The 14548-nt window shown below is 59.2% G+C and carries 10 protein-coding genes and 1 riboswitch; of the genes, 8 read left to right on the top strand and 2 right to left on the bottom strand.

Features of this window, described 5'->3' with window-relative positions; all coding sequences use genetic code 11:
* Window positions 1–36: 36 nt before the first annotated feature.
* From ACJ8PI_RS08335 to ACJ8PI_RS08315, 5 genes are all read left to right on the top strand, one after another.
* A complete protein-coding gene (locus tag ACJ8PI_RS08335; RefSeq protein ID WP_164134199.1) occupies window positions 37–1656 on the top strand; it encodes an ABC transporter substrate-binding protein in 1620 nt (539 codons plus the stop codon).
* A 142-nt stretch (window positions 1657–1798) separates the two neighbouring features.
* Window positions 1799–1972: riboswitch (M-box (ykoK) riboswitch) on the top strand.
* Window positions 1973–2049: 77 nt separating this feature from the next.
* Window positions 2050–3072, top strand: a complete 1023-nt coding sequence (locus ACJ8PI_RS08330; RefSeq protein ID WP_049233221.1) for a magnesium transporter — start codon at window positions 2050–2052, stop codon at window positions 3070–3072.
* A gap of 130 nt (window positions 3073–3202) precedes the next feature.
* Entirely contained in the window at window positions 3203–3295 is a 93-nt protein-coding gene (gene mgtS / locus ACJ8PI_RS08325) for a protein MgtS (protein ID WP_004938109.1), read from the top strand.
* Between the two features lie 109 nt (window positions 3296–3404).
* Window positions 3405–3584 (top strand): hypothetical protein, encoded by a 180-nt coding sequence (locus tag ACJ8PI_RS08320; RefSeq protein WP_033634607.1) that lies wholly within the window; start codon window positions 3405–3407, stop codon window positions 3582–3584.
* Between the two features lie 26 nt (window positions 3585–3610).
* Window positions 3611–4987: a cation diffusion facilitator family transporter gene (locus ACJ8PI_RS08315; protein ID WP_164134200.1), complete on the top strand. Its 1377-nt coding sequence runs from the start codon at window positions 3611–3613 to the stop codon at window positions 4985–4987.
* Here the strand turns inward: ACJ8PI_RS08315 and ACJ8PI_RS08310 are convergent.
* The gene (locus ACJ8PI_RS08310) at window positions 4930–5775 is read right to left on the bottom strand and encodes an inositol monophosphatase family protein (RefSeq protein ID WP_164134201.1); all 846 of its coding nucleotides are present in this window, start codon (window positions 5773–5775) and stop codon (window positions 4930–4932) included. The genes ACJ8PI_RS08315 and ACJ8PI_RS08310 overlap by 58 nt on opposite strands.
* A 178-nt stretch (window positions 5776–5953) precedes the next feature.
* Here ACJ8PI_RS08310 and ACJ8PI_RS08305 point away from each other — a divergent pair, with 178 nt between their 5' ends.
* Together ACJ8PI_RS08305 and ACJ8PI_RS08300 are read left to right on the top strand one after the other, a co-directional pair.
* Window positions 5954–9058, top strand: coding sequence for an efflux RND transporter permease subunit (locus ACJ8PI_RS08305; protein ID WP_164134202.1), 3105 nt, complete (start codon window positions 5954–5956; stop codon window positions 9056–9058).
* A gap of 22 nt (window positions 9059–9080) precedes the next feature.
* Window positions 9081–9713, top strand: coding sequence for a TetR/AcrR family transcriptional regulator (locus ACJ8PI_RS08300; RefSeq protein WP_033634603.1), 633 nt, complete (start codon window positions 9081–9083; stop codon window positions 9711–9713).
* Between the two features lie 188 nt (window positions 9714–9901).
* Here the strand turns inward: ACJ8PI_RS08300 and ACJ8PI_RS08295 are convergent, their stop codons facing one another.
* Entirely contained in the window at window positions 9902–11632 is a 1731-nt protein-coding gene (locus ACJ8PI_RS08295) for an ABC-F family ATP-binding cassette domain-containing protein (RefSeq protein ID WP_164134203.1), read from the bottom strand.
* A 450-nt stretch (window positions 11633–12082) separates the two neighbouring features.
* On the opposite strand from ACJ8PI_RS08295, the gene ACJ8PI_RS08290 reads away from it, so the two are divergent.
* A complete protein-coding gene (locus ACJ8PI_RS08290) occupies window positions 12083–14512 on the top strand; it encodes a DUF3772 domain-containing protein (RefSeq protein ID WP_060422313.1) in 2430 nt (809 codons plus the stop codon).
* Window positions 14513–14548 lie beyond the last annotated feature (36 nt).

Raw genomic sequence — 14548 nt, 5'->3', positions numbered from 1 at the left:
ATTGAACGCGATAAAACACTAATCAGGGATATCGACGTGAAATATTCATTTAATGGCAAGAATTTGGCTGGTTTAATCCTCCTGGCTTTTAACGTGGCGATCGCTCAGGCGGCCGAGGTGCCAGCGGGCGCTAAACTGGCGCCGGTACAGGAATTGGTGCGTGCCAACGGGTATGAACCGGCGACGCTGGATCCGAACCTGGCCGAGAGCAATGTGGAGTTCTACATCTTTAACGATCTGTTCGAAGGGCTGCTGCGCGTCGGTAAAGACGGCGAAGCGGTCCCGGCGCTGGCGCAGAAATGGGAGCATCAGGGCAACGTCTGGATCTTCCATCTGCGGCCGCAGGCCAAATGGTCGAACGGCGATCCGGTGACCGCCGACGATTTTGTCTACAGCTGGCGGCGCCTCACCGATCCGAAAACCGCCTCGCCGTACGGCAGCTATCTGGCTTCGGCTTACGTGCTGAATGCCACGGCGATCAACGCCGGCAGCAAGCCGCCGAGCGAGTTGGGCGTCAAGGCGCTGGACGCGCACACCCTGCAGGTGACGCTGTCGGAGCCCAACTCCTACCTGCTCAAGCAGTTGGTGCATTTTCCGGTCTTGCCGGTTAACCGCAAGGTGGTGGAGCGGTACGGCAAGAACTGGACTCAACCGGCGCATTTTGTCGGCAACGGCGCATTTCGCCTCAGCCAGTGGGTGGTGAACGAAAAGGTGGTGGTGGAGCGTAACCCGCAGTATTGGGACAACGCCAACACCGTGCTCAACAAGGTGACGTTCTTGCCGATACAGGGTTTCCCGGAAGTGGCGCGTTTTCGCGCCGGTGAGGTTGAGTTGGGGTATACCACGCCGCCGGAGCTGTATCAGCAGCTGAAAAAAACGCTCGGCGAGCAACAGCTGGTGACCTATCCGCTGCTCTCCACCAGTTACTTCGCCTTCAACAATCGCCAGGCGCCGTTTAACGACCTGCGGGTGCGCCAGGCGCTGAATCTGGCGCTCGACAAAGAGATTATCGCCGGCAAGGTGCTGGGATACGGTCAACAGCCGGCCTGGACCTTTACCCCAACGGGGGCGGGTGGCTATAGCCTGCAGCCCGGCGCTGCGGCCGGCTGGACGCCGGAACAGCGGCACGCCCAGGCGAAGCAGTTGCTGGCGCAGGCCGGTTTCAACGCCGAGAATCCGCTGCGCTTTACCGTGCTGTACAGCAACGACGCCACCATCAAGAAGATCGTCATCGCCGCCGCCGCCATGTGGAAAAAGAACCTCGGGGTAGAAGCCCGCTTGCAAAGCCAGGAGCGTAAAGTGACGCTGGATAATATCAACCGCGGGCAGTACGGCGTGGCCTTTACCCGCTGGCTGGCGGACTATAACGATCCGTCTACTTTTCTGAACGTGTTCCGTTCCGACAGCAGCGAGAACAGCGCCAAATACCATAACCCGGACTATGACCGCATTCTGCACCAGGCGACGGCGGCGCAGACGCCGCAGCAGGTGCAGCGCTACTTCCAGCAGGCCGAGGCGGTGCTGGCCGCCGATACGCCGGTGGCGCCGGTGTACTACGAGGCCAACGCCACGCTCATTAAACCCTACGTGAAGGGGATCGACTTTACCCGCCAGGGCGCCTTGTACGATAAAAACGTCTACCTTCTCGAACACTGAGAAATATAAAAGCGGCTGATTTATATCAGCCGCTTTTATAGATTCGCGTTTAATAAAATTATCCTAAATACTCCATAAACGACGGGCAATCTTTTCTTCCCGCCGGATAAAACACCGCCTATACTGCGCCGGTAGTTTATATGCAGTATCTCGTTTGGCGAGGCTCCTATACAAACACAGGTTACTGATCTGACGACATCGAGAGATGCCCAAGGTTAAGACAGGCTTTATCGGATTAAGGTTCAGCCCAAAGTAACTTCCGAGCAACAATTCGGATACGTTGTATAGTGCTAAAACCTGGACGCGGAGATAGGCAGTCTGCACTCCCCCTCTGTGGTTACGCCCCTATGCGATTCGCTGTTGAAGTTCAAAACAGAAATAGGGACTGACAAAATGATAAAGTCACATCAACATTATTCTTCTCCGGCGCTGAGCACGACTGAAACTCTCGACGAGACATCGGTCGCCGGCTATATGAACGCCGATTTTATTACCGTTCCCGCGACGATGACGGTCAATCATGCCCGGGAATATTTACTTTCACAGCTTAAAACGGACGAAATTCCCACCCGGGTATTTATTACCGCGGACGATTATCATCTGCGCGGCACGCTGTCGGTAAAAAAACTGCTGCAGTGCGACGAGCAGGATAAAGCGGTCGGCGTGATGATGGATCACAGTTATTTTCAGGTTTCACCTGACGACGATCGCAACGACGTGGCGCATCTGCTCGGCAAGGGCGGCCTGGACGTGGTGCCGGTCGTGGCGAACAACACGCTGGTCGGCGTGCTGGGGGAGCGAGAGATCGCCCGGTTGGTCGAGGCTGAAAACACCGAAGACGCGCAGCGCCAGGGCGCGAGCCTGCCGCTGGACAAGCCTTATCTGGAGACCAGTCCGTGGGCGCTGTGGCGCAAACGCTCGGTGTGGCTGCTGATGCTGTTCGTCGCCGAGGCTTACACCGGCAACGTGCTCAAGGCGTTTGAAGAGCAACTCGAAGCGGCGATCGCGCTGGCGTTCTTTATCCCGCTGCTGATCGGCACCGGCGGCAACAGCGGCACCCAGATCACCTCGACGCTGGTGCGCGCCATGGCGCTGGGCGAGGTCAGCCTGCGTAACCTGGGCGCGGTGATCCGCAAAGAGGTCACGACCTCGCTGCTGATCGCGGTCACCATTGGCCTGGCGGCCTGGGTGCGCGCCTGGATCATGGGCGTCGGCATGGAGGTGACGCTGGTGGTCAGCCTGTCGCTGGTGGCGATCACCGTGTGGAGCGCGATTGTCTCGTCGATCATTCCGATGCTGTTGAAACGGCTCGGCATCGATCCGGCGGTGGTGTCGGCGCCGTTTATCGCCACCTTTATCGACGGCACCGGCCTGATTATTTATTTCAAAATTGCCCAGTACGTTTTGGGGATTTAAATGGTTCCCGCTCTAAAAGGGCGGGAGTGTGACAAAAAAGAGGAGGACGTTAAAAAATATGGATACCGACCAACCCCGATATTTAACGCGAGGGGATTTTATCGATAACATTTAACCTGAGGAAAAAACAATGGGAAACATGACTATTTTTATGGGATTCCTGGCAATGATCAGCTCACTGGGCCTGTTGGCGGCCTATATGAGCACCAAATGGGATGATTGATGAACGCAAAAGATCCGCCTAGATGCATCCTCCCCGTAACCGTTATTTATTATGGGGAGGATTTTTAGCGGCGCGCCGAACGCGCGGCCTGATACGGGAGTTGATAATAATGACGATTCTTATTCTGGGATTGCTCTACGCCATTTTAATGATCTCGGTGGGCGTTAATGAGATTTATTTTTATTCCACCGGAAAATCCAATTTTCTTACTAGCCTCATGCTGACATTCTCTGGCAGTATGCTGCTGATCGCCGTTGTCTGGCAATTATCCTCTAAAATAAAAAAATAAATCACCGTCCGAATGTGAGCAGCATAATGCAGAATGAAAAACAGGCCGTGGCCAGAAACTCGATGATCGCCAGCGGGTTACTGGCCACGGGCAAATTTGTCGCCGGCATTTTTACCGGCAGTATTGGCCTGATATCCGAAGGGATCCACTCTTTCACCGATTTTATCGCCACCAGCATCACCTGGCTGGCGGTGCGCATCAGCGATAAGCCCGCCGATGACGATCACCACTTCGGCCACGGCAAGGTGGAAAACCTGGCGGCGCTGTTCGAGGTGCTGCTGTTGCTGGGCGCCGCCGGTTGGATTGTCTATGAGGCGGGCAGCAGCCTGCTCGGGCAGCCGCATGAGATCGTCGCCGCGCCGGTGGTGATCGCGGTGCTGCTGATTTCCATCTGCGTCGATTTCTTCCGCGTGCGGGCGCTCAACCGCGTCGCCAAAGCGACCGACAGCGCGGCACTGGAAGCGGATGCGCTGCATTTCTTCTCCGACATGCTTTCGTCCGGCGTGGTGCTGCTGGGCATGGTGTTTGTGCTGCTGGGCTTTGGCCGCGCGGACGCCATCGCCGCGCTGATCGTCGCCGGCTTTATCTTTGTCGCCGCGATCAAACTGGGTAAACGCTCCTTCGATTCACTGATGGATGCCGCGCCGGCAGGGGCCACTGAGGCGATCCGCGCCACGCTGGCGCGTTTTCCGGCGGTGCTGGCCTGCGACAGCGTGCGCATTCGCAATGCCGGCGCGGTGCTGTTCGTCGAGATCACGGTGGCGGTGTGCCGCACCTTGCCGCTGGAGCGCATCGACGCGCTGAAGCAAGAGATCGTCGAGCGACTGCTGGAGCACTACGCCAGGGCGGAATTCACCGTCATCGCGGTGCCGCAGACCCGCAGCGATGAAGACATGGCGACGCGCATTCGGGCGATCGCCGCCAACCACGGCGCGCAGGTACAGAATGTGACCTTGCAGCAGCTGCCGACGCGCATGGCGATCGGCATGGATTTGGCGGTGCCGGCCAACGCCAGCGTGGCGCAGGCGCATGACATCGCCACGGAGATAGAGGGGATCCTGCGCCAGGCGATCGGTGAAGACACCGAGATAGAGACGCACCTAGAGCCGCAGACGCCGCACTGGCTGACCAGCGAGGATGTCGATGCGACGGAGCTGGCCGATATTCGGCGGATCCTGCAGTCGGCGCTGGAGCAGGGAGAGAGCGTGCAAGACGTACACAACGTGCGTGCACGCAAGAGCGACGGCGGCATCATTGTCAACTTCCACTGCCGGGTGTCGCCGGCGGTCACCATCGCCGCCGCGCACGATGCGGTCGATCGGGTCGAGCGCCGGTTGCGCGCGCTTTATCCGGCCATCACGCGCGCGATAGGGCACGTCGAGCCGATCAAGCCCGGCATATGAATCAGCTCGGCCAACTGCGGGTAGAGCGCCGCGTTGGCCAGCAGCAGCGGGTTGCCGCGCCGCAGCCCGTCGTTGTGCATAAAGTCATTCGCCACGCCGCCGGCTTCGCGCGTCAGCACCCACCCAGGCAGGCTGTCCCAGGCGTTCATATGCGGTTCGTAATAGCCCAGCAGCCGCCCGGCGGCCACCTGGGCGGTCATCAACGCGCCGGAGCCGCTGCGCACAAACATCCCTCCCGCCTGCAGCAGGCGACAGAGAAAACCGCTGAATTCCGCCGCCGAGGCGCGCGGGGAAATCCCGACGCCCATCACGCCATCCGCGACGCTGCGCCCGGCATGCACAGCGATCGGCTCCCCATTGAGAAAGGCGCCGCCGCCGCGACAGGCGCGGAACATCTCGCGGTGGTTGGGATCGTAGACCACGCCTATCGTCGGCTCGCCATCGATCACCACGCCTATCGCGATACACCAGGTATGCAATCCGTTCAGGAAGCAGGCGGTGCCGTCAATCGGATCGACGACCCAAATACAGGCGGCATTCTCGCCGGCGCTGCCGCTTTCCTCGCCGAGAAACCCGTCCTGGGGAAAACGGCGGCTGATCATGCGGCGGATCAGCGCTTCGACGCGGCGATCGGCCTCGCTGACCACGTCCTGCAGCTCCTGTTTGAAGTCGATGGCCAGGGTTTGCCGCCGTTGATAAAAGCTGAAGGCGAGATCGGCGGCGGCGCGGGCGATCTCACGCGCGAAGCGGTAGCGCGCCTCGATGTCCCGTGGGGAAAGTGAAGTCATGGCGGCAATGTTCCGAACAAAGTTTAGCGTGCAGGGTGCCATAGTCAGATGACAATACGGTGTTGATTCCTGCTTGATTTCAGGTTTGATTTAATTTATTTACTTTACTGTAAAGTAATTGGCGTCATTAAATGCATCATCAAAGCATCCGTAAGCGAGATAATCAGAGGAGTCAGGCATGCTAGCGCATTTTTTTGTCTTTCGACCGGTATTTGCGGCCGTGCTGGCCATCTGCATTATGGCGGCGGGCGCACTGGCGCTCTGGACATTGCCGGTTGAGCAATATCCCGACATCGCCCCACCTGGCGTCACGGTGACCGCCAATTACCCCGGCGCTTCGGCCAAAACGGTAGAGGACAGCGTAACTCAGATTATCGAACAGCAAATTAAAGGGATCGATGGCCTGTTGTATTTCTCATCAACCAGCAGTTCGGCGGGTCAGGCTCGCATCAGCCTTAGCTTCGAACAACAAACCGACCCGGACATTGCTCAGGTTCAAGTGCAAAATGCGGTCAATCAGGCAACGTCGCGATTGCCGCAAGAAGTGCAGCAGCAAGGGATCACGGTGACAAAATCGCAGGGCGATAGCCTAATGGTAGTCGCCCTGTACGACACGCAAGGCCGCATGGACAGCGTTGATATCAATGATTTTCTGGTCAGTTCGCTGCAAGATCCGCTGAGCCGGGTGGATGGCGTCGGGGAGACGACGGTATTTGGCGCTCAATATGCGATGCGCGTTTGGCTCAATCCGATCAAGTTGAGCGGTTATGGCCTGATGCCATCTGACGTGCAAGCCGCGATAGAAGCGCAAAATGCCCAGGTTACCAGCGGTGAGATCGGCGCATTGCCTACGATGGATGGCCAGGCGTTGAACGCGACCGTGACCACGCAATCGCGGCTGGAAACGCCGGAGCAGTTTGAGAATATTATTCTGCGCACCAATACCGACGGTTCGGCGGTGTATTTGCGCGATGTTGCGCGCGTGGAGATCGGTGCGGAAAACTATCAAAACCAAACGCGCCTCAACGGGTACCCAGCGGCCGGCATATCGATTCAACTGGCCTCCGGCGCCAATGCGCTGGAGGTTGCCGAACGGGTGCGGGCTGAAGTGGAGCGCATGGCGCCGCAGTTTCCGCCGGGGCTGCAGATGGCTTATCCGCGTGACAGCACGCCGTTCGTACTGGTGTCCATTGAAGGCGTCGTGCAAACCTTGTTGGAAGCGATCGCGCTAGTGATTGTGGTGATGTATCTGTTTTTGCAAAATTGGCGCGCCACATTGATCCCCGCCATTACGGTACCCGTAGTGCTGCTCGGCACTTTCGGCATTTTGGCGCTGTTGGGTTACAGCGTAAACACCTTGACACTGTTCGCCATGGTGCTCGCGATCGGCCTGTTGGTGGATGACGCGATAGTGGTGGTTGAGAACGTTGAGCGCGTGATGGAGGAAGCGCAATTGCCGCCGCGCGAGGCGACGTTGCATTCGATGCGGGAGATCAATGGTGCGCTGATCGGCATCGCGCTGGTACTTTCGGCGGTATTTGTTCCGATGGCATTTTTCGGCGGTTCAACCGGCATAATCTACCGACAGTTTTCCATCACGCTCGTCGCTGCGATGGTGCTGTCGGTGTTGGTGGCGTTGACCTTGACGCCGGCATTGTGCGCCGGTTTGCTAAAACCGTCGGTGCAGCGGCCGCGCAGCCGTTTTTTTCGCGGCTTTAACCGCCTGGTGGAATACGGACAGCGGCGTTATGGGTTGGGATTGAACCATGTGATGGCGCGCAAAGGGCGTTTTTGCATGTTGGCGCTGCTGCTGGTCGGTTTCATGATCTGGCAATATCTGCGGATGCCTACCGGTTTTCTCCCAGTCGAGGATCAGGGCTCGGTAATGGTCCAGTTTTCTCTGCCGCCAGGCGCTCCGATGGCCAGAACGCAACAGACTGCTGACGCTATCGCCGACTATTTCATGACCGCCGAGCGGGACAACCTGAATGTGATCTTCATGGTTGTCGGGCGCAATAACGCCGGCAGTGGTCAGAATGTCGGCATGGCGTTTGCCGAACTTAAACATTGGTCGCTGCGCAGCGGTAATGAGAATAACGCGCTGGCGATTATTAGCCGCGCCAATCGCCATTTCAAAAGCTATCGCGACGCGCAGATCAATGTGTTGTCGCCGCCGGCGGTGCGCGGATTGGGGCAGTCCAGTGGATTTGAACTGTGGTTACAGGATCAAAACGGCGTTGGGCATGACGCACTGCAAGCTGCGCAGAGGCAAGTGATCGCCGCCGCTGCCGAAGATCCGTTGTTAACGGCGGTGCGCATCAATGGCCTCGAAGATAAAGCACAATTGCAGGTCGATATCGATCAGCAAAAGGCCAGCGCACAAGGGCTGCAGCAGGCTGACATCACCAACACGCTTTCTGCCGCCTGGGGGGGCGCTTATATTAACGATTTTATCGATCGCGGCCGCGTAAAGCGGGTCTACATGCAGGGGGACGCGGCCTGGCGATCGGCGCCGGATGATATCGATAATTGGTTCGTACGTGGTGAAAGCGGCAGCATGGCGTCCTTTGCCAGCTTCGCGACTACGCGTTGGCTCTCAGGGCCACAAATGCTGCAGCGCTTTAACGGGCTGTCGGCCACGCAGTTACAGGGGACGGCAGCCGAGGGCGAAAGCTCCGGCACCGCGATGGCGCGTATGCAGAGCATTATCGGCGGTGTAGACGGTTACCGCCTTGAGTGGAGCGGGCTCTCATATCAGGAGCAATTGGCCGCCGGGCAAACATTGCTGGTGTATCTGGCTTCGGTGTTGTTCATTTTCCTCTGCCTGGCCGCGCTGTACGAGAGTTGGTCTATCCCATTGTCCGTAATGCTGATCATTCCCCTCGGGATTATCGGAGCCGTTGTCGCTGCGCGCCTTGCGGGGTATGAAAACGATATTTACTTCCAGGTGGGAATGTTGACGACGATTGGTCTGTCGGCGAAAAACGCTATCCTGATCGTCGAGTTTGTTGAAACACGGCTCAAAGCGGGATCCGCTTTGTTGCAGGCGACCCTGGAAGGGGCGCGACTGCGTCTGCGGCCCATCGTGATGACCTCATTGGCGTTTGTCGCGGGTGTGATCCCCCTGGCGCTTTCTGTCGGTGCCGGGGCCGCCAGCCGGCGCGAAATCGGGATTGCGGTGATCGGCGGCATGATTTCTGGCACACTGCTGACATTATTGTTCGTACCGTTGTTTTTTGTTCTGACCAAACAAGGGTTGGCACGACTTAAGGCGCGAAAATGAGCCTCTGGGCTGGAGAGAGAGCATGATCAACCGCCAACCGGGACGGCCGATGAAGGCCAGGCCACGGATACTGGAAACCGCCTGCGTTCTGTTTTTGCAGCAGGGCTTGGATATCTCGTTGGACGAGATAGCCAACGAGGCGGGAACCACCCGTCAAACCTTATATAATCACTTCCCGAGCAAAGACGCCCTGGTGCTGGAGACGTTCAACCATCTTATCGAGAAGATGCAGCCGCCGATCGCCGCCATTTTGGCTCAGGAGAGTATGGATTTACCGCAGGTGCTGGCGCGTTTCGCTTCGGTGGTGCAGGCGCATTTTTTCAGCGTTGATAACGTGCATTTTCAGCGGCTGATGGTGCAACTGCTGTTGCAGAAACCTGAGTTGTACGCCACGTTGCGTGAACGCAATGCCGGACGGGTGCTGCAGGCATTTGTGAAAATGTTGGAACAGGCGCGGCAACATGGGCAAGTCCAATTTGCTGATGCGCAGCCTCAGGCTATGGCATTTCTGGGCGCGGTGATGGGGTATCCGTTGCCGGCGGCTCTGTTATCCGACCAGTGGCCGACGCCGGAACAGTTGCAACAGATGGCCGAAGCGGCTATCACCGCGTTTCTTTTGGCCTGGCGATATTCGCCGCCTGCCATTACCGAATAACGAAAGAGAACGTGATCCTGGCGCTTTGCTGCATACGCAAAGCCACGGCCGGTATCGCCGCCCGCGCGGATTATCCTGGCTGGCCGACAGTGACCAGCAATCGGGATGCCGTGCGAACCAAGGGAAAGCGACAAGCGGCTTTCCATCAATACATCAATAAACAGGCCGCCGTTCGGCGGCCTGTGGGGTTAGCCCAAATTCAACCGGGCGGTGATGTCGGCAATCTCGCGGCGCCAGCGCGCCTGCAGCGCCGGTTTCTGGTGCTTGGGCTTGCGCGCCAGGTCGTCCTCCAGTTTGCTTTCGAGGGCCAACAGCGCGGCCAACAGCGCTTCTTCGTCTTCCAGTCGTTCGTGCGGCGTCGGGCCGTCTGCGTTGGCCTTGCCCGCCGTCGGCAGCGCCGGCGTTTCGCCCGCCAGGCGCTGATACACCGGCGCCAGATCGTGCCACTCCTCCAGTTTTTGCTGGTCGATCAGCCAAAAGCGGTTGCAGCTCTGTTCGATCAGCATCCGGTCATGGGTGACCAACATGACGGCGCCGGCGAACTGGCGCAGCGTTTCCGCCAACTCTTCTTTACCCGCCATATCCAGGTGGTTGGTGGGCTCGTCCAGCAGCAGCAGCGAATGGTTGGCCAGCGTCAGGCCGACGAACAGCAGCCGCGAACGCTCGCCGCCGCTCAGCGAACGGATCTGCTGATGATGGCGCAGGTAAGGGAAACCGGCGCCGATCAGCGCCATTTTCCGCTGTTCCTCGGTCAGCGGCGCAAACTGCGCCAGCGCTTCGCTCAGCGTGTCTTCATCGCGCAGCTGTTGCAGGCTCTGATCGTAATAGCCGATGCGCACGCGCGGGTGGAAGAGCGCCGGGCGTTCCGTGGGCTGCTGATACGCCTGCCACAGCAAGCGCAGCAGCGACGATTTGCCGCAGCCGTTGCGCCCGACGATGGCGATGCGATCGCCGCTTTTCACCCGCAGATGTGCCAGGCTGAACAGCACCGGCGCCTCCGGCGCCGGGCGCACGGCCCATTGCGGCAGCGCCAGCAGGCGATCGGCGTCCAGCGCCTCTCCCTGCAGTCGCAGCCGCCACGGGCTGCCGGCGGTCAGGGTGGTCTGTTCTTCCTTCAACCGATCGACGCGCTTTTCCATTTGCTTGGCTTTGCGCGCCAGATCTTCGTTGTCATAGACTTTGCCCCAGGTCGCCAGACGTTTGGCGCTTTTTTCCACCCGGTCTATCTCTTTTTGCTCGGCCCGACGGCGGTGCTCGTCCGCAGCGTCCTGTTCTGCCAGCGCCTGACGCGCGGCGGAGCAGGGCAAGCGGAAAAACTGCAGCGTTTTGTCGCGCAGGATCCAGGTACAGTTGGTCACCTGATCGAGCAGATAGCGATCGTGCGACACCAGCACGAAGCTGCCGTTCCAGCTGCGCAAGAACTGCTCCAGCCACAGCAGCGTGGGCAGATCCAGGTGGTTGCTGGGCTCGTCGAGCAGCAGCAGATCGGGCTGACGGATCAGCGCGCGCGCCAGCAGCAGGCGGGTGTGCTGGCCGCCGCTGAGGGTGCCGGCGGTCAACGTCCAGCTCGCCGGTTCAAACCCCAGCTCGGCGAGCAGCGCTTCACAGCGCCAGCGTTCGCTGAGCTGTTGGCTCGCCGGAAGCCGCGCCAGCACCGCATCCAGCAGAGTGCAGGCGTGCAGCTCGGGCGGCAAGTGTTGTTCGATGCGCGCCATCAGGCATTGTTGTGACAATGTCACCGTTCCGCTGTGGATGGGCAGGGCGCCGCTGAGCAGTTGCAGCAGGGTGCTTTTGCCGCAGCCGTTGTCGCCGATCAAACCGATGCGATCGCCTTTTTTCAGGGTGAAGGAAATCTCGCTCAGCAGGACGCCGAACGCGTTGTCGTAACCGACAGATTGTGCAGACAGTAGTGTGCTCATTGCTTACTCAAGAGTTACAGGCATGACAATGCCTATCGTCAAACATCGCTGACGACAACCCGGTAAGCCGGAGGGAAGATCCTGGATTTTAGTAAGCTTCGCTCAAGCTGGGTTATCGCAGCACGATACCGGTAATGCTTGAGCGGCGACGATTACCAAAGAAGTGTGAGTGAAAAAACAATTCACACGTCAGCATAGTAAGTCTCCTTTTAGTGGTTGCAGGTTAATCGGTGGCTGGAGTATAGAGCGCCTTGTGCCGTATCGCCAGTGTAAAAGCGCCTGAATAATCAGCAGGCTAAGGAGGGCGCGCGCGCGTGGCACACAATGGGAATAATTACTGTATTTCGGCCGACATTAAGCAGCTATTATAATTAGCGTTTATGGTTAAGCGACGGTTCATCCGCCGCCTGTTCGTCTGTCTATCAGATAATGATGCTGAGCACTGAATTTATGTTAAAGCCTCGCCCGTTCCTGCTGTTGTTGTTATTGCTGTTTGGTTTGCAACTGACGCCGTTCGGCGCCGTCGCCGCCGCCCAGGATGATCCCGCCGCCGAAAGCGCGCCCGATCCCGCTACGCAGCTGAAAGCCGCGCAAAAGCAGTTGGACAGCATGAAGCAGCTGGTTTCCAAAGCGACCACCGATACACAGCTCAGCAAACTGCGGCTGGCGACCGACGATCTGGTCGCCAGCATGGAAAAGCTCGCCACCGATCTGCAGCCCGAGCAGGACAAACTGAAAGCGCAGCTGGACGTCCTGGGGCCGGCCCCGGCGGCCGGCGCGCTGCCTGAAACCCCGGCGGTGGCCCAGCAGCGCAACGCGCTGAACAACAGCAAGAAACAGCTGGACGATGCGGTAAAACGCGCTCAGGCCATCAAGACCAGCGCCTTCGAGCTGGGGCAACAGATCGGCGATCTGCGCCGGGTGGCGTTTAAAACCCAGCTGGCGCTGAATACCGGCAGCATTCTGGGCATCAAATTCTGGGCGCCGGTGCTGCAACCGTCCGAAAATGACGTGCAGCGGCTGGATCAGTTCAACGCCGAGATGAAAGCGGCCTGGGATGCCAGTTGGCAGGACGAGTGGCGTTACGGCACGCTGGCGTTGTTGGCGCTGGCGGTGATTGTCTGGTCCTGGGGGCGCTATTTCTCCGAGCGTTTCCTCGCCTGGGTCAGCATCCGTTTCCTGCCGGACGGGCGTCTGCGCCGCAGCTTTATGGCGCTCGTCACCGTGGTGGTGACGGTGATCACCACCTCTATCGCGCTGAACCTGTTGTATTACGTCTTTGTTCGCGTGCAACCGCTGCCGGTGATGCTGGAGGACTTCGCCGAAGGCTTCAACCGTCTGGGGATTTTCTGCGCGCTGATCGCCGGGCTGGGGCGTGCGGCGCTGTCGCTGAATCGACCGTCGTGGCGCTTGGCTTCCATGGATAACGAGGTGGCCGCCGGGCTGCGTTACTTCTCGCCGCTGCTGGCCGGCCTGGCGTTGGCGTTCGGCACCGTGGAGCTGATCAACAACGTCGTCAGCGCCTCATTGGCCACCACCATCTTCGGCAACGGCCTGGTGGCGGGGCTGATCGGCATGGTGCTGCTGGCGGCGCCGCTGCGCGGCCAACGCATTCGGCGCCGGCTGGAACAGCAGGGCGCGCACCTGGAAAAACGCACGCTGGTCAGCGGGCTGGTGCACCTCGTCACCCTGGTCTGTTCGGTGGTGATCCTGTTTTCCCTGCTTATCGGCTACATCGCCTTCGCCCGCTTCCTGACCTACCAACTGATCTGGGTGGTGCTGGTGCTGATGGCGTTCTATTTTATGGTGCTGTTCGCCACCGATTTGTGCGCCGCGCTGTTTTCGCCGCAGACCGTCAGCGGCAAGATGCTGAAGAAAACGCTCAGCTTCAAGGATCGCCATTTGGAGCAGATGGCGATCATCACCACCGCGCTGGCCAAATGTTCGCTGTTGCTATTGATGATTGTCTCGCTGTTCAACGGCTCGTTCGGCAGCACCACGCCGGGTTCGCTGATGGAGAAAATCGTCTCCATCCTGACCGGTGAAGGCTTGCAGCGTTTCAACATCGTGCCCGGCAACCTGCTCAACGCCGTGATCTGCCTGGCGATCGGCATCTATATTCTGCGCGCGGTGCGGCGCTGGCTGGGATCTGAACTGCTGCCGAAAACCATCTCGGACGTCGGCATCCGCGCCTCGCTGGTGACGCTGTTCAGCAATATCGGCTATGTGCTGGTGATACTGATCACCCTGGCGGCGCTGGGCATCCAGTGGAGCAACCTGGCGTGGATCGTCAGCGCCCTGTCGGTCGGCATCGGTTTCGGTTTGCAGGAGATCGTGAAGAACTTTATTTCCGGCCTGATCCTGCTGACCGAGCGCCCGGTGAAGGTGGGGGATATGATCGGCATCGGCGGCGTGGAAGGCGACGTGCGGCGCATCAACGTGCGCGCCACCGAAATCCAGCTCAGCGACCGCTCCACCATGATCGTACCGAACTCGCAGCTGATCTCGCAGAACGTGCGCAACGCCACCATGGGCAACGCGCAAGGGGTGGTGACCATCGCGCTGACGTTTCCGACCGACATTGATCCGGAGCAGGTGCGCAATATTCTGCTTAACGCTTACCACGAATACGAAAACATCCTGGAAACGCCGGCGCCTTACGTGCGCTTCAGCCAGCTGGGGCCGGACGGCATTATCCTGAGCGTGACCGGCTATGTGCCGAGCCCGCGCATGGTCGGCGCGACCAAGAGCGAACTGCTGTTCAACATCCTCAAGCTGCTGCGCGCGCAGCGTGTCAGCCTGTCCAGCCCGCAGGAAGTGGTGTTTATGAAGCAGCAGGCGACGCGATATCAGGCCAACGAAGAGGAACACTCCTCCTAGTTCAGCCATGAGGCGGCGGGCCGTTAAGCGACGGCC

The organism is Serratia sp. CY82433, assembly GCF_052166535.1.
GTDB lineage: Bacteria > Pseudomonadota > Gammaproteobacteria > Enterobacterales > Enterobacteriaceae > Serratia > Serratia sarumanii.
The sequence above is the reverse complement of the archived record's forward strand: the minus strand, read 5'-3'. Positions and strand labels throughout refer to the sequence as shown.